Source organism: Pseudomonas sp. SIMBA_067, assembly GCF_046534675.1.
In the GTDB taxonomy this organism is placed as follows: Bacteria; Pseudomonadota; Gammaproteobacteria; order Pseudomonadales; family Pseudomonadaceae; genus Aquipseudomonas; species Aquipseudomonas putida.
On record NZ_JAWRYH010000002.1, the window covers coordinates 485,060 to 508,031 of the forward strand.

The following is a 22,972-nucleotide window of genomic DNA, read 5'->3' on the forward strand; positions in this document are numbered from 1 at the left end:
CGCTAGTCCCAGAATGGATCCAGATTTGCTCGCAGGCTGGTTATACTTCGCGTTTAAAAGAATCAGTGGATACGGACCATGACTGAAGTTGCCCTGGACACCGCAACCCCACACGCCCCCACGGTAATCAGGCTGCTGCTCGACAAGATCGGCGTCGTCTACCGCGAGGTGGTCCAACACCCGCACTTGCCTGCGGCTTCGCGGGTGCAGGCGGTGCTTCTAGACGACGAGGTCGGCGCCCTCATGGTGCTGTTCCCGCAGAGCCAACTGCTGGACCTCAACCGCCTGACCGAGCTGACCGGGCGCAAGCTGACTGCCGTGTCGGTGCCGCGCCTCAAGCAAATGCTCGACAAACATCAGCTCAAGGCCCTGCCCGGCATTCCCGCGCTGACCAGCTCACCGTGCCAGTACGAAAAGAGCCTGCTCGACGCCGAGACCGTGTACATCCAGTCTGGCGAAAGCGGGCTGCTGCTGGCGATTGAGCGCGCGCACTTCAAGCGCATGCTGGCCAAGGCCAGCGCCAGCAGCTTCGGCCAGGAAGTCGAGGCCATCAGCCCCAACCTCGACCGCCCCCATGACGACACCCTGGAAATCACCAATGCCGTTCAGGCCTTCACCGCCCGGCGCATCCAGAAACGCCTGGAAGAAACCATCGAGATCCCGCCACTGGCCGATACCGCGCAGAAGATCATCAAGCTGCGGGTAGACCCCAACGCGAGCATCGATGACATCACCGGCGTGGTCGAAACCGACCCGGCGCTGGCGGCACAGGTGGTGAGCTGGGCCGCGTCGCCCTACTACGCTTCGCCGGGCAAGATCCGCTCGGTAGAAGACGCCATCGTGCGCGTGCTGGGCTTCGACCTGGTGATCAACCTGGCCCTGGGCCTGGCGCTGGGCAAGACCTTGAGCCTGCCGAAAGACCAGCCGCAGCAGGCCACACCCTACTGGCAGCAGTCGATCTACACTGCCGCGATCATCGAAGGCCTGACCCGCGCCATGCCTCGGGCAGAACGCCCCGAAGCCGGTCTGACCTACCTGGCCGGGCTGCTGCACAACTTCGGCTACCTGCTGCTGGCGCACGTGTTCCCGCCACACTTCTCGCTGATTTGCCGCCACCTGGAGGTCAACCCGCACCTGAACCACGCCTATGTGGAACAGCACCTGCTGGGCATCAACCGCGAACAGATCGGTGCCTGGCTGATGAAGCTGTGGGACATGCCCGAAGAGCTGTCGACCGCGCTGCGCTTCCAGCACGACCCGGCCTACGACGGTGAGTACTCGGCGTTCCCCAACCTGGTGTGCCTGGCCACCCGCCTGTTGCGCTCGCGGGGGATTGGCTCCGGGCCGCAGGAAGAGATTCCTGACGAGTTGCTGGAGCGCCTTGGGATTACCAGGGAAAAGGCCGAGGATGCAGTGAACAAGGTGCTCGAAGCCGAGAACCTGCTGCGCGAACTGGCTTCGCAGTTTCAAGCACCGCATTAAGGCCATTGGGGCTGCTGCGCAGCCCCGGCAATTTCAGCCTTTCTTCTTCGGTATCAGGTACTTCATCAGCCCCTGGAACCACATCACCAGCGCCGGGTTGCCCTTGATCTGGATGTTCTTGTCCTGAATCCCCTGCATGAACGCCAATTGCTTGTTGCCCGCCTGCATCGTGGCGTAGCCGTAGGCAGCGTCCTTGAAGGCGATGGCGAAGGCCGGCTGCGGATGTGCGCCGCCCTTGCTGCTGATGCGCTCGTTGTTGACGACGAAGTGCCGGGCAACCTTGCCGTCCAGGGTCTGCATCTGGAACACCAGGTCCTTGCCCTTGAGCTGCTGCTGGAATGCCGGGTTGTTACGGCTGGCCCTGGCCATCAAAAGCCCCATGGCCCAGAGAAGAAAGCGGAACTTCATCGACACGCCTCGATTGAAAAGTGACTAAGTTTCGCAGTTTATCCTCTTAACGACCTTTTTATGCAAGTTCGCAGCAGTTACCGCGTGTAAAGCACAACGGGCGCCATGAAGGCGCCCGTTCGGGATCAACGAATCGTCAGCGGAAGCTTACTTTTTCTTGGCGGCCTTGGCTGGCGCGGCCGGTGGATTGACGCTGTCCTTGAGGTTCTTGCCTGGCTTGAAGGCCACGGTATTGCTGGCTTTGATCTTTACCGGCTCACCCGTTTGCGGGTTTTTGCCGGTACGCGCGCCGCGATGACGTTTTTCGAAGGTGCCGAAACCGACCAGGGTCACCGTGTCCTTGTCCAGGGCACCGGTAATGCTGTCGAGAATCGCGTTCAACACCTGATTGGCCTTTTCCTTGGTCAGATCAGCCTTATCGGCGATGACGGCGGCGAGTTCTGGTTTGCGCATAGTGAAGCCTCTTTGACGGAATTCTTGTTGTTATGCCGTGCTGCCTTTGGGAGCAGCGCTCAAGGCACCGCAGGCTCTAATCTGCGGCAGACGGAAGTGAGAATGGCACGTGCTCAGGGGCCGCGCCAGTATCAGGCCGGCCATTGTGCAGGCAACAACAGGATAAATCCGACAGAACGCCCTCTATTTACGCCATTACCGGCGGTAACTGGCGATTCAGTGCCAGCTTGTCCATCACGGCAGCCCCGGTCAGGGCATACCCCAGCAATGCGCCGTCAGCGCCGTGGCAGAGCACCTTGAGGTCACTGCCCTGCCCCTGCACCTGCCAAGTGCCCTCGTGGGCCAGGGGCGGCGGCGAAACCACCAGCGGGCAGGCCGGGGTTTTCACGGTGATCGGCATCGGCCCGTAGGCAACCGCGGTCGGTTTGCCGGCCAGGGTTTGCGCCAGCGCCCGGGCACAGCTCATCAGCGGCATCACGTAGAGCAGGTTGATGCCATCGACCTCGGCACAGTCGCCGAGGGCAAAGATGTTGGCGTGAGAGGTACGCAGTTCGCGGTCTACGCTGACGCCACGATTGGTCTGCAAGCCGGCTGCTGCAGCCAGGTCAATACGTGGGCGCAGGCCGATGGCCGAAACCACCATGTCGCAGGCGATCACGCTGCCATCCGACAGGTGCGCCTCCAGGCCCTGGGCCACCTGCTGCAGGCGGGTCAGCACCGGCCCCAGGTGGAAGCGCACACCCAGGCCCTCCAGCCCGCCCTGCACCGCTGCCGCAGCGGCGGGATGCAGCAGGGTCGGCATGATCTGTTCGCACGGCGCCACCACGTCGACCTGGAAGCCACCCAGGCTCATGTCGTTGGCGAATTCGCAGCCGATCAGGCCGGCACCGAGGATCAGCACACGTTGTTTGCCTACGGCGGCGGCACGGAAGCGTGCGTAATCTTCCAGGTCGTTGATCGGGAACACCAGATGGCTGCCATCGCCTTCGATCGGCACCTGCACGGTCTGCGCCCCCCAGGCCAGCACCAGGTCGCGGTACTGCACGGCCTCTTCGCCTATCCACAGGCGCTTGTGGCCAGGGTCGATGCCGCTGATCCGGGTATGGGTACGGATCTCGGCGTTCAGTTGCTCGGCCATGACGCCCGGTTCGGCCATGCACAGGCCGTCGGCGTCCTTCTGCTTGGCAAAGCCCATGGAGAGCATGGGCTTGGAGTAGGAGCGACCATCGTCGGCGGTGATCAGCAGCAGCGGCGTCTGCGCATCGTGCTTGCGAAATTCACGGGCCAGGTTGTAGCCCGCCAGGCCGGTACCGATGATTACCACAGGGGACGTCATGTCGTGCTTTCCTCGATTAGCCGATGGAGATCATTTCAAAGTCGCTTTTACCCACGCCACAGTCCGGGCACAGCCAGTCGTCAGGCACATCCTCCCAACGAGTGCCGGGGGCGATGCCGTCGTCGGGCCAGCCTTCGGCTTCGTCGTAGATCAGGCCACAGACAATACATTGCCACTTTTTCATCAGGTCTTTTTCCTCGGTTCAGGCTGGGGGCTTTATCTGGCGGGTCTTCGCCCTGCTTCAGGCATTATGCAAGCAGTCGGGGCAATCATGCTAAGCTCGCCGCCTCATTGGTTGTAACAAGCAGACCGACGTGTCGTACGAATCCCCGCAAGCAGCCGCTGTCGCGTGGCTGCCGTATTCACAGCTGGCGACCGACTTCGACCAGCCTACCCTTGACTGGCTATTCGACGAAGGCTCGCTGACCCGCCGCCTGACCCGCCTGTCTTCAGATCACTTCTCCGTAACCCCGCTGTTCGAGGGATGGCAAGCGCTGCGCGAGGATGAATGCCAGGCGTTGGGCATTGCTGCCGGCAGCGAAGGCTGGGTGCGCGAGGTGTACCTGCGCGGCCATGGCCAGCCGTGGGTGTTCGCCCGCAGTGTGGCCAGCCGCAGCGCCCTGGAGCGCGGCGGGCTGGACCTGGAAACCCTCGGCAGCCGCTCGCTGGGCGAGTTGCTGTTCTGCGACCAGGCGTTCATCCGCCACCCGATCGAAGTGTGCAGTTATCCACAGGCCTGGCTACCGACCGACGCAGCCCATGCAGCCCTGTGGGGCCGTCGCTCGCGCTTTGAACGAGGCGGCCTGGAGCTGCTGGTGGCAGAAGTGTTTCTGCCGGCATTGTGGCAAGCGGCCAGGGAGGAAAACCGCTGATGTACCTGCAACTGCTCAAGTCGCTGAACCGCCTGCACCCGCGGGCCTGGGACTTCGTCCAGCTCAGCCGCATGGACCGCCCGATCGGTATCTACCTGCTGCTGTGGCCAACCCTCTCGGCGGTGTGGATTGCCGGCAACGGTTCTCCCACCGTGGCCAACGTGCTGATCTTCGGCCTTGGCGTGGTGCTGATGCGGGCCGCGGGCTGCTGCATCAACGACTTTGCCGACCGTAAGGTGGACGGCCACGTCAAACGCACCGCCGACCGGCCGCTGGCCAGCGGCCGGGTCAAGCCGCGCGAGGCGCTGGCATTGTTTGCGATTCTGGTCGCGGTAAGCTTCCTGCTGGTGCTGTGCACCAACAGCCGCACGGTGTGGCTGTCGTTCGGCGCGGTGGCGCTGGCGTCATGCTACCCGTTCATGAAGCGCTACACCTATTACCCACAGGTGGTGCTGGGGGCGGCGTATTCCTGGGGCATCCCCATGGCCTTCACTGCCGCGGGCGGCGAGCTGCCGGCCAGCGCCTGGCTGCTGTACATCGCCAACCTGCTGTGGACGGTGGGTTACGACACCTATTACGCCATGGTCGACCGCGATGACGACCTGAAGATTGGCGTGAAGTCGACCGCCATTCTGTTCGGCGAGGCCGACCGCACCATCATCCTCACCTTGCAGCTGCTGTCGCTGGGCTGCCTGTTGCTGGCGGGCAGCCGCTTCGAGCTGGGGGGCTGGTTCCACCTGGGGTTGCTGGGCGCTGCGGCGTGCTTTGCCTGGGAGTACTGGTCGACGCGCAAGCTGGACCGCGAGTCGTGCTTCAAGGCGTTTTTGCACAACCACTGGGCGGGGTTGCTGGTGTTCATTGGTGTGGTGCTGGATTACGCGTTTAGCTGAATATCTTGGGGCTGCTTTGCAGCCCTTTCGCGACACAAGGCCGCTCCCACATTGATCGGTGTATGCAGGACCCTGTGGGAGCGGCCTTGTGTCGCGAAAGGGCCGCGAAGCGGCCCCGGCAATATCAAGGCTTGGCGATATGCCAGACGTCTTTCACGCCGTCACCTGTCTTGTCCCCGGCCTTCTTGTCCTTGATGAAGGTATACAGCGGCTTGCCGTCGTAGGCCCACTGCATCGAGCCGTCGTCACGCTTGATCTGCGTCCACTTGCCCTCGTTCTTATCCCCTTCTTTGGCCATCAGTGGAGGCCAGTTCTGCGCACATGCGTCATTGCACATCGACTTGCCGCCAGCATCCTTGTCAAAGGTATAAAGCGTCATGTTTGCCGGATCAGGTGTGACCAGCACGCCATTCATTTCTTTGGCCTGATGATGGGCCGACGCCACCGCCGGAAGCGCCAGCGCAGTGAAAAGGGCCATCCAGCTCAGCGTTTGTCGTGTCATTGGATTCACCATTGTTTCCGGGAAAATTGGGTTCGGGTGCCACAATTGCGGCTCTTTCAAGCCTAGTTCAGTCACGCAATGTCGCCAGAACGGCCAACGCCCTGTCACACAGCTGCAATAATTCCGTTATCTAATGCGGGCCAAGACACCGAATCCAGGAGAGGTTTTGAGCATGGTTGGCAGGAACATTCTGATCGTCGACGACGAAGCGCCCATTCGCGAGATGATCGCCGTTGCCCTGGAAATGGCCGGCTATGACTGCCTGGAAGCGGAAAACTCCCAACAGGCCCACGCGATCATCGTCGACCGCAAACCGGACCTGATCCTGCTCGACTGGATGTTGCCCGGCACCTCCGGCATTGAGCTGGCCCGCCGCCTGAAGCGTGATGAGCTGACCGGCGACATCCCGATCATCATGCTCACCGCCAAGGGTGAAGAGGACAACAAGATCCAGGGCCTGGAAGTGGGCGCTGACGACTACATCACCAAGCCGTTCTCGCCGCGTGAGCTGGTAGCGCGCCTGAAAGCCGTGCTGCGTCGTACCGGCCCGAGCGACAGCGAAGCGCCGATCGAAGTGGGCGGCCTGCTGCTCGACCCGATCAGCCACCGTGTCACCATCGACGGCAAGCCCGCCGAGATGGGCCCCACCGAATACCGCCTGTTGCAGTTCTTCATGACCCACCAGGAGCGCGCCTACACCCGTGGCCAGTTGCTGGACCAGGTGTGGGGCGGCAACGTCTATGTCGAGGAACGCACGGTCGACGTGCACATCCGTCGTCTGCGCAAGGCGCTGGGTGAAGCCTACGAAAATCTGGTACAAACCGTCCGGGGCACTGGCTACCGCTTCTCGACCAAGAGCTGATCGAGCTCCAGAGCGCCAAGCTGCACGTCGTTGTACAAGGACCGTCAATTGAACCAGAACTGGCACGCAACCCTGATTCGCCATCTGTTGTTGCTGATTACCGTCTGCCTGATCGGCGGGCTGGTCAGCGGCTACTATGGCTGGAGCCTGGCCATTGGCCTGGCGCTCTACTTGGGCTGGACCCTCAAGCAACTGCTGCGCCTGCACGACTGGCTGCGCAACCACCAGCCCGATGAAGCACCGCCCGATGGTTACGGCCTGTGGGGCGAGGTGTTCGACAGCATTTACCATCTGCAACGCCGCGACCAGCGCGTACGTGGCCGCCTGCAGGCAGTGATCGACCGGGTGCAGGAGTCCACCGCCGCGCTGCGCGACGCGGTGATCATGCTCGACAGCGACGGCAACCTGGAATGGTGGAACCGTGCCGCCGAAACCCTGCTGGGCTTCAAGACCCCACAGGACGGTGGCCAGCAGGTCACCAACCTGGTGCGCCACCCACGCTTCAAGGAATACTTCGAGGCGGAGAACTACCTCGAACCGCTGGAAATCCCCTCGCCCATCAACGACCGCATGCGCGTGCAGTTGCACATCACCCGCTACGGCAACAACGAACACCTGATGCTGGTGCGCGATGTCACTCGCATCCACCAGCTGGAACAGATGCGCAAGGACTTCGTCGCCAACGTGTCCCACGAATTGCGCACACCGCTGACGGTGATCACGGGTTACCTCGAAACCCTGCTGGACAACGTCGAGGATGTGAACCCGCGCTGGACCCGCGCCCTGCAGCAGATGAGCCAGCAAGGTTCGCGCATGCAGACGCTGCTCAACGACCTTCTGCTGCTGGCCAAGCTGGAAGCCACCGATTACCCGTCGGACAACCAGCCGGTGGCGGTCGAAGCCCTGCTCGCCGCGATCAAGAACGACGCCCAGGCCCTGTCTGGGCCACGCAACCAGCGCATCACCCTCGAAGCCGCGCCCGGCGTCAAGCTGAAGGGCAGCGAGTCGGAACTGCGCAGCGCCTTTTCCAACCTGGTGTTCAACGCGGTGAAGTACACCCAGGACGAGGGCAACATCCGCATCCGCTGGTGGGCCGATGCACAAGGTGCGCACTTGTCTGTGCAGGACTCGGGGGTGGGCATCGACGCCAAGCACTTGCCGCGCCTGACCGAACGCTTCTACCGGGTGGACTCCAGCCGTGCGTCGAATACCGGTGGCACAGGGCTGGGGCTGGCGATCGTCAAGCATGTGCTGATGCGCCATCGCGGCAAGCTGGACATCAGCAGCGTGCCGGGGCATGGCAGCACCTTTACCTGTCACTTTGCGCCAGCACAATTGGTCACCGAAAAGGCTTGAGATCGGGGCTGCTGCGCAGCCCTTCGCGGGCACGCCCGCGCCCACAGGGACCACAATAAGCCCGCCGCCCTTTGCTTTTACGGCCCTAGCCGCTACATTGGATCCCCTGTGCCAGCAAGAGCTGGCACTTTTTTTCTCTCAATCTCAAAGACGGACCCCGTTAAAACTCCATCATGGACCCTTCCCCTGGTATCAGCGTCACCTCGTTATTCGCCGATTTCGGCATGATCATCTTTGCCTTGCTGCTGGTGCTGCTCAACGGCTTTTTCGTTGCCGCCGAGTTCGCCATGGTCAAGCTCCGCGCCACCCGCGTGGAATCCATTGCCGAGCAGCATGGCTGGCGCGGCAACATCCTGCGCAAGGTACACAACCAGCTCGACGCCTACCTGTCGGCCTGCCAGCTGGGCATCACCCTCGCCTCCCTGGGCCTGGGCTGGGTCGGCGAACCGGCCTTTGCCCACTTGCTCGAGCCGCTGCTCGCATACTTCGGTGTCGACTCGCCCGAACTGATCAAGGGCGTTTCGTTCTTCGTCGCGTTCTTTGTCATTTCCTACCTGCACATCGTGGTCGGTGAGCTGGCGCCCAAGTCCTGGGCCATCCGCAAGCCCGAGCTGCTGTCGCTGTGGACGGCAGTGCCGCTGTACCTGTTCTACTGGGCGATGTACCCGGCGATCTACCTGCTCAATGCCAGCGCCAACACCATCCTGCGCATTGCCGGCCAGGGCGAACCGGGCCCGCACCACGAGCACCACTACAGCCGTGAAGAGCTGAAGCTGATCCTGCACTCCAGCCGTGGCCAGGACCCAAGCGACCAAGGCATGCGTGTGCTCGCCTCGGCCGTGGAAATGGGCGAGCTGGAAGTGGTCGACTGGGCCAACTCGCGTGAAGATATGGTCAGCATCGATGCCCATGCGCCGCTGAAGCAGATCCTGGCTTTGATACGTCGCCACAAATTCAGCCGCTACCCGGTGTATGACGCCGAGCGTGAAGAATTCACCGGCCTGCTGCACATCAAGGACCTGCTGCTGGAGCTTGCCGAGCTGGAGCACTTGCCCGAAACCATCGACCTGGACGACCTCGCCCGGCCACTGGAGCGCGTATCGCGGCACATGCCGCTGTCGCAACTGCTGGAGCAGTTCCGCAAGGGCGGCGCGCATTTCGTGCTGGTGGAGGAAGCCGACGGCAAGGTCATCGGCTACCTGACCATGGAAGACGTGCTGGAAGTACTGGTGGGCGATATCCAGGACGAACACCGCAAGACCGAGCGCGGCATTCTCGCCTACCAGCCAGGCAAGCTGCTGGTACGGGGTGATACGCCGCTGTTCAAGGTAGAGCGCCTGCTGGGCATCGACCTTGATCACATCGAGGCGGAAACCCTGGCGGGGCTGATCTACGAGACGCTCAAGCGTGTGCCTGAAGAAGAGGAAGTGCTGGAGGTCGAAGGGCTGCGCATCATCATCAAGAAGATGAAAGGGCCCAAGATCGTGCTGGCCAAGGTGCTCAAGCTGGATTGAGGGGTATGGGGCTGCTTTGCAGGCCCGGCAATCTCAAGGGTTACCCGCAGTAAAGTCGGGTAACCCGCTGATCGGCCGGTCGAACCGGTAAGGTATCGACTCCAGCGCCAACCCCACATTGCGCTGCACCACGAAATGCAGGTGCGGCCCTGTGCTGTTGCCGGTATTGCCCGACCTGGCCAGCATCTGCCCCTGGCGTACCCGTTGCCCCTCCGCCACCACCACCGAACCACGCATCAGGTGCAGGTACACGCCCATGGTGCCGTCCGGGTGCAGGATCCTGACAAAGTTACCCGAGGGGTTGGGCGCGCGACCGCTCTGGCTGTTTTCCGTCTTCACCACCACGCCCTCGCGCGCCGCGATGATGGTAGTGCCTTCGGGCATGGCGATATCCATGGCGTAGCGCCCCTTGGGCCCAAAATGGCTGACACGGCCGTTAGGGCCCTGGGTGACGCGGAATGGCCCGCCGACCCAGGGGAACGCATACCGGAAGCCCTGGGGCCGCTTGCCCGGGTCACCCATGGCCTGCAGCAGGGTCGAACGGTAGTTCAGCAGCAGCCCGGGCCGCCCCCTGAGCACGCTGAGCATTTGCGTGGTGCGCGGCGGCAGCAGCCGGCGCACGATACGCGGGGCATCGCCGCCTTGCGCGTTTACCAGGTTGTCCAGGCGCAATTCGACCTCTACCGGCACATGCAGCTCGTTGCGTGCCGAAAAGCTCACGCCGCCGTCGAAGGTTTTCGCGTTCAGCAGCACCTGGCCTTCGAGCGTTTCGACCATGGGCTCGCGCAGCACCAAGGGCTTGGCGCCCGGGCCTGGCCGGTCGGAATATGAGATGACACCGAAGTCGTCGGTGATCTTGTAGAGCGTCACACCCAGGCTCGACGCCGAGGCCATGAGCAATGCACAGAACAGCAGCAGGCGGGCGGGCATGATAGTGGCTTTTTGACAGTTATGATCTATCGAAGCCTAGCAGCGGGTTTTGAGGCAGGTATTGCAGTTGGTCGGATGGCGCTTTCTCTGTGGGAGCGGCCTTGCCGGGGCGCTCCCACAAGGGTTGACCTGCTGCCTGGTTGTCAGGCGCCGGGGGTGAAGTGCTTCTGCGCCGTCCCGCGGGCAATCAGGCGCGACAGGTAATCGAGCTTCTGGGCGTCCTGGTCGACAAACTTGAAGGTCAACTGTAGCCAGTCGCTGTCGGGCTTGGGCTCCAAGGCTGCGACGGCATGCAGGTAGCCGTTCAAACGCGCAACTTCAGCGTTCTCGCCCTGCTCCAGGTCCAGCACGGCGCCCTCCAGCACCTGCGGCAGCGCTTCGCTGCGGCGTACCACCAGCAGTGCCTCTTTCAGGCTCAGCGCCTTGATCACGCACGGTTGCATGCCGCTAGCCAGGCGCAACTGGCCTTGGCCACGCCCCGTCGGGGCAGGGGCCGACGGCGTGGGTGCATTGACCAACGGCTTGGCAGCGCCCGGCGCTGGCGCGGGGGCCGTCACCTTGGCCGCCTCTGGCTTGCCACCTGTCAGGGCACTCAGCGAATCGTTGGCGAATGCCGAGTTGGCCCGCGCCGGGCCGATGGCCATCAGGCTGTCGAGCTTGCCGATCTTGGTCAGCGCCTTTTTCACCTTGGTCAGCAGTTGCTCGTTGGTGAACGGCTTGCCGACAAAGTCGGACACGCCCGCCTGGATCGCCTGAATGACGTTTTCCTTGTCGCCACGGCTGGTCACCATGATGAACTGCAGGTTCTTCAGCGCAGGCTGCTGACGGCACCAGGTGAGCAATTCCAGGCCGGACATTTCCGGCATTTCCCAGTCGCACAGGACCAGGTCGAAGGCTTCCTTGCCGAGCATGGCCATGGCCTTGCGACCATTGACGGCGTCGTCGATGGCCATGCCCGGGAAGGCATTGCGCAGGCACTTGCGGACCAGGTCACGGATAAACGGGGCGTCATCCACGACCAGCACATTCACTTTACTCATCAATACTCCTTCTGAATCCCGACTAGCCTACTGCCAAATAATGGCTATTTGCTACAACCTGGTCACGCCGGGACTTCTTCACATCGTTCGCGGGTGCCTGCCGGCTCCTCGACCGCAAACGAAAACGCCCGGCCGAGGCCGGGCGTCGAAGCTCGGGAGCAACCTTACTTATCGTCAGATTCGCCCGGAACATTAGCCTTTTCGCCATCGGCGACAGCGGTACCCTGCACTTCTGCCGTCATGCGCTTGAGGCCCATGTGGCGAACGTCGGTGCCGCGCACCAGGTAGATCACCAGCTCGGAAATGTTGCGCGCGTGGTCACCGATACGTTCCAGCGAACGCAGCGCCCAGATCACGCTCAGAACCCGCGAGATGGAGCGCGGGTCTTCCATCATGTAGGTCACCAGCTCGCGCAGGGCGGTCTTGTACTCGCGGTCGATGGTCTTGTCGTACTGGGCCACCGACAACGCCAGGTCGGCATCGAAGCGGGCAAAGGCGTCCAGCGCATCGCGGACCATGTTGCGCACCTGGTCGCCAATGTGGCGCACCTCGACGTAGCCGCGCGGTGACTCGCCTTCTTCGCACAGCTGGATGGCGCGGCGGGCGATCTTGGTCGCCTCGTCGCCGATGCGCTCAAGGTCGATCACCGACTTTGAAATGCTGATGATCAGGCGTAGGTCCGACGCCGCCGGCTGGCGACGGGCGAGGATGCGCACGCATTCCTCGTCGATGTTGCGCTCCATCTGGTTGATCTGCTCGTCGACTTCGCGCACTTGCTGGGCCAGGCCCGAGTCGGCCTCGATCAGCGCCGTAACGGCGTCGTTGACTTGTTTTTCCACCAGGCCACCCATGGCCAGCAGGTGGCTGCGCACTTCTTCGAGCTCGGCGTTGAACTGCTGGGAAATATGGTGGGTAAGGCTTTCTTTGTTGATCATCGTTCGCTCCGCGAAGAGGCTGCAAGCTTCATGTAGTTCGTGTCATTCCCTGTGGGAGCGGGCCGCGTGGCTGCTAGCCGTAGCGACCGGTGATGTAGTCTTCGGTCTGTTTCTTCGCCGGGTTGGTGAACAGGGTATCGGTGTCCCCGAATTCGATCAGTTTGCCCATGTACATGAACGCGGTGTAGTCCGAAACCCGGGCCGCCTGCTGCATGTTGTGGGTCACGATGACGATGGTGTACTTGGATTTCAATTCGTAGATCAGTTCTTCAACCTTCAGGGTTGAGATCGGGTCCAGTGCCGAGCAAGGTTCGTCGAGCAACAGCACTTCCGGTTCCACGGCAATGGTGCGGGCGATGACCAGACGTTGCTGCTGGCCGCCGGACAGGCCCAGCGCCGACTCGTGCAAGCGGTCCTTGACCTCGTCCCACAGGGCCGCGCCTTTCAGCGCCCACTCGACGGCTTCGTCGAGCACACGCTTCTTGTTGATGCCCTGGATACGCAGGCCGTAGACCACGTTCTCGTAGATGGTCTTGGGGAACGGGTTGGGCTTCTGGAACACCATGCCCACACGACGGCGCAGCTCGGCCACGTCTTCGCCCTTGCGGTAGATGTTGTTGCCGTAGAGGTTGATGGCGCCTTCCACACGGCAGCCGTCAACCAGGTCGTTCATGCGGTTGAAGGTGCGCAGCAGGGTCGACTTGCCGCAGCCGGACGGGCCGATGAAGGCGGTCACGCGCTGCTTGGGAATGTTCATGCTGATATCGAACAGCGCCTGCTTGTCGCCATAGAACAGGCTCAGGCCCGGCACTTCGATGGCCACGGTTTCTTCGGCCAGTTGCAGGCCCTGCTTGTTGCGGCCCAGGGCAGACATGTCGATGCCGTGGGTATGAGAATCTTGCTGCATGGTCTCACTCCGTTTGTAGCTGCGAGCTTGAAGCTGCAAGCTGCAAGTTAGGGCAAAGCGGCAATCTGCTTGGAGCTTGCCGCTTGTGACTTAAAGCTTTGATCAGCTGTCCAGCGCCTTGTACTTCTCACGCAGGTGGTTGCGGATCCACACGGCCGAGAGGTTGAGGGAGGCGATCACCAGTACCAGCAGCAGTGCCGTGGCGTACACCAGCGGCCGCGCGGCCTCGACGTTCGGGCTCTGGAAGCCGACGTCATAGATGTGGAAGCCCAGGTGCATGATCTTCTGGTCCAGGTGCAGGTACGGGTAGTTGCCGTCCACTGGCAGCGAAGGCGCCAGCTTCACCACACCCACCAGCATCAGCGGGGCCACTTCACCGGCGGCGCGGGCCACGGCGAGGATCATGCCGGTCATCATGGCCGGGCTGGCCATGGGCAAGACAATCTTCCACAGCGTCTCGGCCTTGGTCGCGCCCAGGGCCAGCGAGCCCTCGCGTACGGTACGCGGAATACGCGCCAGGCCTTCTTCGGTGGCCACGATCACCACCGGTACGGCCAGCAGTGCCAGGGTCAATGATGCCCACAGCAGGCCCGGGGTACCCAGGGTTGGCGCCGGCAGTGCTTCAGGGAAGAACAGGCGGTCGATAGAACCACCCAGCACGTAGACGAAGAAGCCCAGGCCGAACACGCCGTAGACGATCGCCGGCACGCCAGCCAGGTTGTTCACCGCAATGCGGATCAGTCGGGTCACCGGGCCTTGCCGTGCGTATTCGCGCAGGTAGACGGCAGCCAGCACACCGAACGGGGTGACGATCACGGCCATGATCAGGGTCATCATCACGGTACCGAAAATGGCCGGGAAGATACCGCCTTCAGTGTTGGCCTCACGCGGGTCATCGCTGAGGAACTCCCAGACCTTGGCAAAGTAGGTACCCAGCTTGGTGAGGCCGGACATGCCGTTCGGCTGGATGGCGTGCACCACCTTGCTCAGGTTGATTTCCACTTCGCGGCCGTTGCCATCGCGTGCCACCAGGCTGTCGCGGGCGAAGGCCTGGTGCAGGCCGCTCAAGCGGTCTTCGATGGCCTTGTAGCGGCTGTTCAGCTCGGCCCGGTCGGCGTCCATGTCGGCCTGGGCGGCGGCGTCCAGCTTGCCGTCCAGCTCCAGCTTGCGGGCGTGCAGGCGCAGGCGCTCAAGGCCATGGTTGATGGCACCGATGTCCTTCTTCTCCAGCTGCTGCAGCTCACCGTTGAGCTGGCTGGCGCGCTTGAGGCGGGCCTGCAGTTCGTTCCAGGCAGCAGGGCCTTCGGCAACCACGCGGCCTTCTTCCTTGACGCTGACCAGGTAGCCATAGAAGTTGCCCCACTCGCGGCGCTCCAGGGCGATGAGGTCGGCCGGGCGCTGTTCATCGACCAGCCAGTCGCCGACCACCCAGGTGAAATCGCTGCCGTTGAGGTCGCGGTTACCCACCTTGATCAGCTCGCGAGTCATGAACTCCGGGCCCTGCTCCGGTACCGGCAGGCCGGCCCCCTTCAGGCGGGCACGGGGTACCTCTTCCTTTTGCACCACTTCGCCGATGACGATGTGGTCAGCCTGGCCCGGTACCTTGTAGGTGGCCTGGACAAGATCGGCCGGCCAGAAGTGGCCCAGGCCGCGCACGGCAATCACCGCCAGCAGGCCAATGGTCATGATCACCGCCATGGCCACGGCGCCGCCGCTCATCCAGACGCCTGGGGCGCCGCTCTTGAACCAGCCTTTGAGGGAATCCTTTTTCACGGATCGCTACCTTTCTATCAAAGCGACGAGTATTTCTTGCGCAGACGCTGGCGAATCAGCTCGGCCAAGGTGTTCATGACGAATGTGAACATCAACAGCACCAGCGCGGCCAGGAACAGCACGCGGTAGTGGCTGCCACCGACTTCCGATTCCGGCATTTCCACGGCCACGTTGGCGGCCAGGGTGCGCATGCCCTCGAACAGGTTCATCTCCATCACCGGGGTGTTGCCGGTGGCCATCAGCACGATCATGGTCTCGCCCACCGCACGGCCCATGCCGATCATCAGCGCCGAGAAGATACCCGGGCTGGCGGTGAGGATGACCACGCGGGTCAGGGTCTGCCAGGGCGTGGCGCCCAGGGCCAGCGAGCCCAGGGTCAGGCTGCGCGGCACGCTGAACACGGCGTCTTCGGCAATGGAATAGATGTTCGGGATGACCGCAAAGCCCATGGCGATACCCACGACCAGGGCGTTGCGCTGGTCGTAGGTGATGCCCAGGTCGTTGGTGATCCACAGGCGCATGTCACCGCCGAAGAACCAGTTTTCCAGGTGCGGGCTCATGGTCAGGGCGAACCAGCCGGTGAACAGGATGACCGGTATCAGGATCGCGGCTTCCCAGCCATCTGGCACACGCAGGCGGATCGACTCCGGCAGGCGGCTCCAGGTGAAGCCGGCCAGCAGGATGCCGAGCGGCATCAGCAGGAACAGGCTGAACACGCCTGGCAGGTGGCCTTCGAGGTAAGGGGCCAGGAACAGGCCGGCGAAGAAGCCGAGGATCACCGTCGGCATCGCTTCCATCAACTCGATCACCGGCTTGACCTTGCGGCGCATGCCCGGGGCCATGAAGTAGGCGGTGTAGATGGCGGCGGCAATGGCCAGCGGGGCGGCCAGGATCATCGCGTAGAACGCGGCTTTCAGCGTACCGAAGGTCAGCGGCGAGAGGCTCAGCTTGGGCTCGAAGTCGGTGTTGGAAGCAGTCGATTGCCAGACGTATTTCGGCTCATCGTAGTTCTCGTACCACACCTTGCCCCACAGCGCGCTGAAGGAAACTTCAGGGTGCGGGTTGCGCAGGCTCAGCGGCAGCAGCTTGCCGCCCTCTTCGATGATGATGCGGTTGGCACGCGGCGACAGGGCCAGGGTGCCTGGGCCGTCGGCGGCCGGCTCGACCAGCAGGGTGCGGTGCGCCGTGCTGTGGAACACGCCCAGCTTGCCGTCGGCGTCCAGGGCGATGAAGCCCTTGCGGCGCTCTTCGGCGTCAATCTGCACAACCGGGGCCTTGCCCATCTGGAAGGTACGGATCTGCTTGAAGCGCGATTCGCCGTCCGGGTCCCGTGCCATGAACCATTGGGCCAGGCCACCTTTGGAGTCACCGATGATCAGCGATATGCCGCCGACCAACTGGGCGCTGGCGGTAATTTCGGTGTCAGCGCTTTCGGCCAGCTTGTAGCGGCCGTTGAGGCTCTTGTCACGCAGGCTGAACACGTCGGCGGTGGCGCGGCCGTTGATCACGTAGAGCCACTGCTGACGTGGGTCGATGAAGATGTTCTTCACTGCTTCGGTCATCTGCGGCAGCACGATACGGTTCTGCTCGGTGGTGACCTCTTCGGTCATCATGTTTTCGGTGCGGGTCAGCTGCACCACCTGCAGGTGCGCGCCAGTGGACCCGGCCAGTACCAGGGTGTCGCCATTGACGTTGACGTTGACGTGCTCCAGCGCACGGCCCTGTTCGTCGAGCACGAACGGCTGCTCACCGTAGGGGTAGTCGATGCCGGGAGTGATGGTTTTCTTGTTGTCCGGGTAGGTGATCTTGTATGTGTGGTGGAACACCAGCGCCTGACCATTGGACAAGCCCAGCACCACCAGCGGGCTGCCCGGCTGGTCGCTACTGATCGAGGTTACCTGGGCGTCTGCCGGCACTGGCAGGTCGACCCGCTTGAGCTCGTTACCGGTCTTGGTATCGAAGAACAGTGCCTGGCCCTTGTCCGAAACTCGCATCCCCACCAGGTTCTGTTCTTCAAGCGCGATCATCAGCGGCTTGCCGGCATCCTGCTGCAGCCAGGTCGGCTCAAGGGCCTTCTTGCTGGTCAGCTCGGCACCCTGGAACAGTGGCAACACCACATAGGCCAGGTAGAAGAAGATCAAGGTGATTGCCGCCAATACGGCAAGCCCGCCCACCAGCACGTACCAGCGGGTCAGGCGGTCCTTCAGCGCGCGGATGCGGCGCTTGCGTTGCAACTCGGGCGTATTGAAATCAATGCGCACGGGCTGGGAGTTTTGGGTCATGTTGGAATTGGCCAGATCATTCATGCGCACACCCTAGCGGTCCCGTGTGACAAAAACATTACAAAGTGGTGACGCACGAAAGCCCGCCGCACAGAAGACCTGGCTTCGGACTGGAAATACGTGGAAGAGGCCGGGCATCAGCACCGGCCCCTTCTTCAATTACTTACTTCTTTGCGACGTTACCAGCGTGCGACAGGCCCAGGTCAGCCAGGGTCTTGTCGACGACTTTGGACGGCAGCGGGATGTAGCCATCCTTCACCACGACCTGCTGGCCCGCTTGCGACAGCACCAGCTTGACGAACTCGGCTTCCAGCGGGGCCAGAGGCTTGTTCGGGGCCTTGTTGACGTAGACGTACAGGAAGCGCGACAGCGGGTACTTGCCGTTCAGGGCGTTTTCTTCGTTGTCCTCGATGTACTCGGTGCTGCCCTTCTTGGCCAGCGGAACAGTCTTCACGCTGGCGGTCTTGTAGCCGATACCCGAGTAGCCGATGCCGTTCAGCGAGCTGCTGATCGACTGCACGACCGAAGCCGAGCCAGGCTGTTCGTTCACGTTAGGCTTGAAGTCGCCTTTGCACAGGGCTTCTTCCTTGAAGTAGCCGTAGGTGCCCGACACCGAGTTACGGCCGAACAGCTGCACTGGCTTGTTGGCCAGGTCGCCGGTCACACCCAGGTCGCCCCAGGTTTTCACGTCTGCTTTGCCACCGCACAGGCGGGTGGAGGAGAAGACTGCGTCGACCTGCTCCATGGTCAGGCCTTTGATCGGGTTGTCCTTGTGCACGAACACGGCCAAGGCGTCGACGGCGACCGGGATGGCGGTCGGCTTGTAGCCGTACTTCTGCTCGAAGGCCTGCAGCTCGACGTCCTTCATCTTGCGGCTCATCGGGCCGAGGTTGGCGGTGCCTTCGGTCAGCGCGGGTGGCGCAGTGGAAGAGCCGGCCGCCTGGATCTGGATGTTTACGTTCGGATATTCCTTCTTGTAGGCCTCGGCCCACAGAGTCATCAGGTTCGCGAGGGTATCGGAACCGACGCTGGAGAGGTTGCCCGAAACACCGGTGGTTTTGGTGTAGGTCGGGATTGCAGGATCGACAGCGGCTACCGCGTTGGCGGTTGCAACGCCAGCGGCGGCAAAGGTGAGGGCCGCCATCAAACGCTTCAGTTTCATGCCTTGCTCCTAGCAGGAATATTGGGGTGTTGGATGGAACGGGCCCAAGTATCGGCAGGCCGCATGAACACGATATGACTTCATTGTGACAATTGGATGAAAGGCCATCACTGATAACAGGTCTGGCCTCTTCGCGGTGTACGACCGCTCCCAAAGGGGTTGTGCTGAGCCCTGTGGGAGCGGGCGTGCCCGCGAAGAGGCCAGCAGCCCCGAAACAGATCAGCGCTTGTTGGCGAGCAGGTACAGGCCCACGGCCAGACCAACGGCGCACAGCCCTGCCACATAGTAGGCAGGCGCCATCGGGCTTACTTTCAGCAGCGCGGTCACCACCATCGGCGTCAAACCACCAAAGATCGCGTAGGCCACGTTGTACGAGAACGACAGCCCGCTGAAGCGCACCGCCGCCGGGAATGCCTTGACCATTACATAAGGCACCGCGCCGATCACACCCACGCACAGGCCGGTCAGCGCGTACAGCGGGAACAGCAGCTCGGGCCGGGTCGGCAGGCTGTGGTAGAAGGTCCAGGAGCTGGCCAGCAGCAACAGGCTGCCGATCACGAACACCCGCCCCGCGCCGAAGCGGTCGGCCAGGCTGCCGGCGCCGATGCAGCCGAAGCTGAGCAGCACGATGGCCATGCTGTTGGCCTTGAGCGAGTCGATCGGGCTGATGTGGTAGAAGCTCTGCAGCAGCGCAGGAGTCATCAGGATAACCACCACGATACCGGCCGACAGCATCCAGGTCAGCAGCATCGACAGGATGATCGGGCCGCGGTGGTCGCGCAGCACGGCGCGTAGCGGCAGCTCCTCGGCCAGCGCCTTGCGTTGCTGCATCTCGGCGAACACCGGGGTTTCGTGCAGCCAGCGGCGCAGGTACACCGAGAACAGGCCGAACACACCGCCGAGCAGGAACGGAATACGCCAGGCGTAATCGGCCACTTCTTCAGCGCTGTACACGCTGTTGATCAGGGTTGCCACCAGCGAGCCCAGCAGAATGCCCGCCGTCAGGCCTGCGGTGAGGGTGCCGCAGGCATAGCCGGTGTTGCGCGCCGGTACGTGCTCGGAGACGAACACCCAGGCGCCCGGCACCTCGCCCCCAATCGCAGCGCCCTGGATCACCCGCATCAGCAGCAGCAGGATCGGCGCCCACATGCCGATTTGTGCATAGGTTGGCAGCAGGCCCATGATCAGGGTCGGCAGGGCCATCATGAAGATGCTCAGGGTGAACATCTTCTTGCGCCCGAGCAGGTCACCGAAGTGGGCCATGATGATGCCGCCCAGCGGCCGCGCCAGGTAGCCGGCGGCGAAGATGCCGAACGTTTGCATCAGGCGCAGCCACTCGGGCATGTCGGCCGGGAAGAACAGCTTGCCAACCACCGTGGCGAAGAACACGAAGATGATGAAGTCGTAGAACTCCAGTGCGCCACCCAGGGCGGACAGTGAGAGTGTCTTGTAATCACTGCGGGTCAGCGGCCGCGGGGGCTGCTCGATACTGCTCGGCACGGAAGTCATCGCTCGTTGTTCTCTTGTAGGGCATGCAGGCCGCTTGGCACGCGGCTTCTGGATTGGGAGACAGGCGAAGATAGCAAATTGCCGAGGCGCGCCGAAAGCGATACAAAATCCATACAGATATTCATGAATGCGCGGTCGTCGCTGGCGGTTATGCTCTATATACTGGCGATTCGTAGGAAAAGGTTGCTGCCAGCGTGGGATGTTGTGCGAAAACGCCGGTCTTTATGTCAGACGGTTTCGCAGAGTTTCCCTACGGCCGTCCAGTGAAACGAAATCGGCGTAGTATGTTTCAAGCTGAATCGTTTACCCGGCCTTTGCGCCACATCAACGGAAAGCGTCACGGGTCAGAGGCCCCATCGCATGATTGAGCTCGAACAAGAAGATCCAATCCCGCAAGGCGACCTGGCCTTGCAGATCACCGCACTCCCGCGCGAGACCAACGGATTTGGCGACATCTTCGGCGGCTGGCTGGTTGCCCAGATGGACCTGGCCGGCACCGCCATGGCCAGCCGCGTCGCCGGTGGCCGCGTGGCGACCGTGGCCATCGAACGCATGGCGTTCCTGGTACCCGTCGCGGTGGGCGCACAGCTGTCGTTCTATACCCAGACCCTGGAAATCGGCCGCAGCTCGATCCAGATGATGGTCGAAGTGTGGAGCGACGACCCGTTGTCCAGTGAATGGCGCAAGGTTACCGAAGCAGCATTCGTCTTCGTTGCCATCGACGGCAGTGGCCGCACCCGTTCCGTGCCTCGTCGCTGAGCCACGCGGGCGGTAAACTCATTGCATGTGCCCGGGTCCAAGGCCCACTGGCAATCAATGAGACGAACGCAATGGCTACCTACCAGGTCGTAACCGAGCAACATGGCGAACTCAACTGCTGGCGTATCAGCAGCGACCGCGCCGAACTCCTGATCGCCCAGCAGGGGGCACAGATCCTCAGCTACCAGCGGGTCGGCGAGCCGCCGCTGCTGTGGCTGAGCGACCAAGCCATCTTCCGCCAGGGCAAGTCGGTCCGCGCCGGTGTGCCGGTGTGCTGGCCGTGGTTCGGCAACCTGCAGCGCAACCCCCAAGCCGTTCAGGCCATGTACCACGGCGAGCAGGCGCCTGCTCACGGGCTGGCGCGCTCGCGTGACTGGCAGCTGCTGGGTATCGAGGCAGCGGGCACCGGCCTGCGCATCGAATTCCAGTTGCCTGAAGCGCAGGGCGATCTACCCGACTGGCCTCATGATGTCGAACTGAAACTGGTGATAGAGCTGGATGAAGCGCTGAAGCTGAACCTGACCAGCCGCAACATGGGCAATACCCCCGTTACCATCAGCCAGGCACTGCACAGCTACTTCGCGGTTAGTGATGTGCGCCGGGCGCGGGTCGAAGGCGTCGAGGGCCTGGGCTATATCGAAACGCTGGCGGACTGGGAACAGCGTGAGCAGCAGGGGGCACTGGCGTTTGCCGGGGAGACTGACCGGATCTACCTCGACACCCCTCAGACCCTGAGCATTGTCGACCCGCACTGGAACCGGCGGATAAACCTGACCAGCAGCGGCTCGCGGTCGGCGGTGATCTGGAACCCATGGACTGATCGGGCGCGGGAGCTGGCGGACATGGCTGACGACGGCTGGCAGCGCATGCTGTGCATCGAGACGGCGAATGTGTGGGATGACCTTGTGGAATTGAAGCCTGGCGCGAGTCACTCACTGAGCGTGGTAGTTGCCAGCGAAGCGCTTTGATCTGAAGCCCCCGGGACCGCTGCGCGGTCCTTTCGCGACACAAGGTCGCTCCTACAAGGGACCGCGCAACGCCTGAGGCTCGTGGTCACCCTGTGGGAGCGGGTTTACCCGCGAATACGCCGGTGCAGGCAATCAGAGGTCTGCGTCTTCCACCACCCTCACCTTCCCCGCATCCAGCGCATAGGCCGCATCGGCCAGGTCATTACTGACCTTCTCTACCTTCAGCTTGCCGCTGACCCACAGCGGTGTGTAGATGTCATCGATCTTCAACCCTTTCGGGTAGCGCACGAGCACCAGCTGGTTCGGCGGCGGAGGCGGCACATGGATGCAGGCGCCTGGGTAAGGCACCAGGAAGAACAGCGTGCTGTTGCCCTTGGCGTCGCTTTCCAGTGGCACCGGGTAGCCGCCCAGGCGAATGTCCTTGCCGTTCATGGTCGCCACGGTTTTGGTCGAATACATCACCGCTGGCAGGCCCTTGCTCTGCTTCAGCCCGCCCTTGTCGGTAAAGGTGCCCATGGCTTCCGGCGAGTTATGGTCGATTTCGGGCATTTGCTCGAGCGCTTTCTGGTCCGACTTGGGCATCAGCTCCAGCCAGTCGGTTTCAGGCAGTTCGGCATGGGCCAGGGTACTGGCCAACAGGAGGGGGACGAGGAAAAAGGCTCGCATGGCAATGCTCGGCAACTCGAATGAATTGCCGGGCATTCTAACCAGTATTCAGCGTTTCTTGATAAATCCGTAGATCACCAGAAGGACCACGGCACCGATCAGCGCGCCAAGGAAGCCCGCCGCCTGCCCGGCTTGGTAGATGCCCAGTGCCTGGCCGCCGTAGGTAGCCAGCAAGGAGCCAGCAATACCCAGCAGGATGGTCATGATCCAGCCCATGCTGTCGTCGCCCGGCTTGATGAAGCGGGCCAGCAGGCCGACGATGAGGCCGATGAAGATGGTTCCAATGATGCCCATGGCAATCCCTCTGCAGTGAATATGGAGCAAGCCAAAGCCTAGACGGGCTTTGGCTTGTTGCCATGTTCAGAG

General features: G+C 62.6%; 23 protein-coding genes. 8 read left to right on the forward strand and 15 right to left on the reverse strand.

The features are described 5' to 3' along the window. Positions 1-78: 78 nt before the first annotated feature. The gene (locus tag SB765_RS07485; RefSeq protein ID WP_410931139.1) at positions 79-1,482 is read left to right on the forward strand and encodes an HDOD domain-containing protein; all 1,404 of its coding nucleotides are present in this window, start codon (positions 79-81) and stop codon (positions 1,480-1,482) included. A 33-nt stretch (positions 1,483-1,515) separates the two neighbouring features. On the opposite strand, the gene SB765_RS07490 is transcribed toward SB765_RS07485, so the two are convergent. The 4 genes from SB765_RS07490 to rubA all read right to left on the reverse strand — a co-directional run bounded on the left by SB765_RS07490 (position 1,516) and on the right by rubA (position 3,863). Then, positions 1,516-1,890, reverse strand: a complete 375-nt coding sequence (locus SB765_RS07490) for an SCP2 sterol-binding domain-containing protein (protein WP_341797144.1) — start codon at positions 1,888-1,890, stop codon at positions 1,516-1,518. A 147-nt stretch (positions 1,891-2,037) separates the two neighbouring features. Beyond that, a complete protein-coding gene (locus SB765_RS07495) occupies positions 2,038-2,343 on the reverse strand; it encodes an HU family DNA-binding protein (RefSeq protein WP_016502242.1) in 306 nt (101 codons plus the stop codon). A gap of 187 nt (positions 2,344-2,530) precedes the next feature. Beyond that, positions 2,531-3,679, reverse strand: coding sequence for an NAD(P)/FAD-dependent oxidoreductase (locus SB765_RS07500; RefSeq protein ID WP_410931140.1), 1,149 nt, complete (start codon positions 3,677-3,679; stop codon positions 2,531-2,533). 16 nt (positions 3,680-3,695) lie between these two features. Continuing rightward, on the reverse strand, positions 3,696-3,863 hold the full coding sequence (gene rubA, locus SB765_RS07505; RefSeq protein ID WP_016502244.1) for a rubredoxin RubA: 168 nt from the start codon (positions 3,861-3,863) through the stop codon (positions 3,696-3,698). A gap of 130 nt (positions 3,864-3,993) precedes the next feature. On the opposite strand from rubA, the gene SB765_RS07510 reads away from it, so the two are divergent. Beyond that, positions 3,994-4,551 carry a chorismate--pyruvate lyase family protein gene (locus SB765_RS07510; RefSeq protein WP_016502245.1) on the forward strand — a complete coding sequence of 186 codons (558 nt, stop codon included), beginning with the start codon at positions 3,994-3,996 and terminating at the stop codon, positions 4,549-4,551. Continuing rightward, positions 4,551-5,441 carry a 4-hydroxybenzoate octaprenyltransferase gene (gene ubiA / locus SB765_RS07515; protein WP_341797146.1) on the forward strand — a complete coding sequence of 297 codons (891 nt, stop codon included), beginning with the start codon at positions 4,551-4,553 and terminating at the stop codon, positions 5,439-5,441. The genes SB765_RS07510 and ubiA overlap by 1 nt, the downstream gene beginning before the upstream one ends. A 124-nt stretch (positions 5,442-5,565) precedes the next feature. Here ubiA and SB765_RS07520 read toward each other — a convergent pair whose 3' ends face one another. Next, complete coding sequence (locus SB765_RS07520; RefSeq protein ID WP_341798938.1) at positions 5,566-5,943, reverse strand: hypothetical protein; 378 nt, start codon at positions 5,941-5,943, stop codon at positions 5,566-5,568. A 172-nt stretch (positions 5,944-6,115) separates the two neighbouring features. Here SB765_RS07520 and phoB point away from each other — a divergent pair, with 172 nt between their 5' ends. The 3 genes from phoB (at position 6,116) to SB765_RS07535 (ending at position 9,675) form a co-directional block, all read left to right on the forward strand. After that, the gene (phoB, locus tag SB765_RS07525; RefSeq protein WP_003253341.1) at positions 6,116-6,805 is read left to right on the forward strand and encodes a phosphate regulon transcriptional regulator PhoB; all 690 of its coding nucleotides are present in this window, start codon (positions 6,116-6,118) and stop codon (positions 6,803-6,805) included. A 48-nt stretch (positions 6,806-6,853) separates the two neighbouring features. Then, a complete protein-coding gene (gene phoR / locus SB765_RS07530; RefSeq protein ID WP_341797147.1) occupies positions 6,854-8,161 on the forward strand; it encodes a phosphate regulon sensor histidine kinase PhoR in 1,308 nt (435 codons plus the stop codon). 173 nt (positions 8,162-8,334) lie between these two features. Then, positions 8,335-9,675, forward strand: a complete 1,341-nt coding sequence (locus SB765_RS07535; protein ID WP_059394542.1) for a hemolysin family protein — start codon at positions 8,335-8,337, stop codon at positions 9,673-9,675. Between the two features lie 33 nt (positions 9,676-9,708). On the opposite strand, the gene SB765_RS07540 is transcribed toward SB765_RS07535, so the two are convergent. From SB765_RS07540 to SB765_RS07575, 8 genes are all read right to left on the reverse strand, one after another. Next, positions 9,709-10,605: a peptidoglycan DD-metalloendopeptidase family protein gene (locus SB765_RS07540; RefSeq protein WP_341797148.1), complete on the reverse strand. Its 897-nt coding sequence runs from the start codon at positions 10,603-10,605 to the stop codon at positions 9,709-9,711. A 143-nt stretch (positions 10,606-10,748) separates the two neighbouring features. Beyond that, complete coding sequence (locus SB765_RS07545; RefSeq protein WP_059394544.1) at positions 10,749-11,645, reverse strand: response regulator; 897 nt, start codon at positions 11,643-11,645, stop codon at positions 10,749-10,751. Between the two features lie 164 nt (positions 11,646-11,809). After that, positions 11,810-12,580, reverse strand: a complete 771-nt coding sequence (phoU, locus tag SB765_RS07550; RefSeq protein ID WP_016489846.1) for a phosphate signaling complex protein PhoU — start codon at positions 12,578-12,580, stop codon at positions 11,810-11,812. A 73-nt stretch (positions 12,581-12,653) separates the two neighbouring features. Then, on the reverse strand, positions 12,654-13,487 hold the full coding sequence (gene pstB / locus SB765_RS07555; protein WP_410931141.1) for a phosphate ABC transporter ATP-binding protein PstB: 834 nt from the start codon (positions 13,485-13,487) through the stop codon (positions 12,654-12,656). 102 nt (positions 13,488-13,589) lie between these two features. Beyond that, entirely contained in the window at positions 13,590-15,206 is a 1,617-nt protein-coding gene (gene pstA, locus SB765_RS07560) for a phosphate ABC transporter permease PstA (protein ID WP_410931189.1), read from the reverse strand. Positions 15,207-15,277: 71 nt separating this feature from the next. Further along, positions 15,278-17,566 carry an ABC transporter permease subunit gene (locus SB765_RS07565; RefSeq protein ID WP_341797150.1) on the reverse strand — a complete coding sequence of 763 codons (2,289 nt, stop codon included), beginning with the start codon at positions 17,564-17,566 and terminating at the stop codon, positions 15,278-15,280. A gap of 139 nt (positions 17,567-17,705) precedes the next feature. Further along, positions 17,706-18,704 (reverse strand): phosphate ABC transporter substrate-binding protein PstS, encoded by a 999-nt coding sequence (locus SB765_RS07570; protein WP_016502256.1) that lies wholly within the window; start codon positions 18,702-18,704, stop codon positions 17,706-17,708. A 219-nt stretch (positions 18,705-18,923) separates the two neighbouring features. Further along, a complete protein-coding gene (locus SB765_RS07575; protein WP_049277693.1) occupies positions 18,924-20,213 on the reverse strand; it encodes an MFS transporter in 1,290 nt (429 codons plus the stop codon). A gap of 360 nt (positions 20,214-20,573) precedes the next feature. Between SB765_RS07575 and SB765_RS07580 the strand changes: the two genes are divergently transcribed. Together SB765_RS07580 and SB765_RS07585 are read left to right on the forward strand one after the other, a co-directional pair. Beyond that, complete coding sequence (locus SB765_RS07580; RefSeq protein WP_016489852.1) at positions 20,574-20,972, forward strand: acyl-CoA thioesterase; 399 nt, start codon at positions 20,574-20,576, stop codon at positions 20,970-20,972. 71 nt (positions 20,973-21,043) lie between these two features. Beyond that, positions 21,044-21,940: a D-hexose-6-phosphate mutarotase gene (locus tag SB765_RS07585; protein ID WP_341797152.1), complete on the forward strand. Its 897-nt coding sequence runs from the start codon at positions 21,044-21,046 to the stop codon at positions 21,938-21,940. Positions 21,941-22,072: 132 nt separating this feature from the next. Here SB765_RS07585 and SB765_RS07590 read toward each other — a convergent pair whose 3' ends face one another. Then, complete coding sequence (locus SB765_RS07590; protein WP_177313737.1) at positions 22,073-22,606, reverse strand: DUF3299 domain-containing protein; 534 nt, start codon at positions 22,604-22,606, stop codon at positions 22,073-22,075. Between the two features lie 48 nt (positions 22,607-22,654). Beyond that, positions 22,655-22,900 carry a GlsB/YeaQ/YmgE family stress response membrane protein gene (locus tag SB765_RS07595; protein WP_012054121.1) on the reverse strand — a complete coding sequence of 82 codons (246 nt, stop codon included), beginning with the start codon at positions 22,898-22,900 and terminating at the stop codon, positions 22,655-22,657. Between the last annotated feature and the right edge of the window lie 72 nt (positions 22,901-22,972).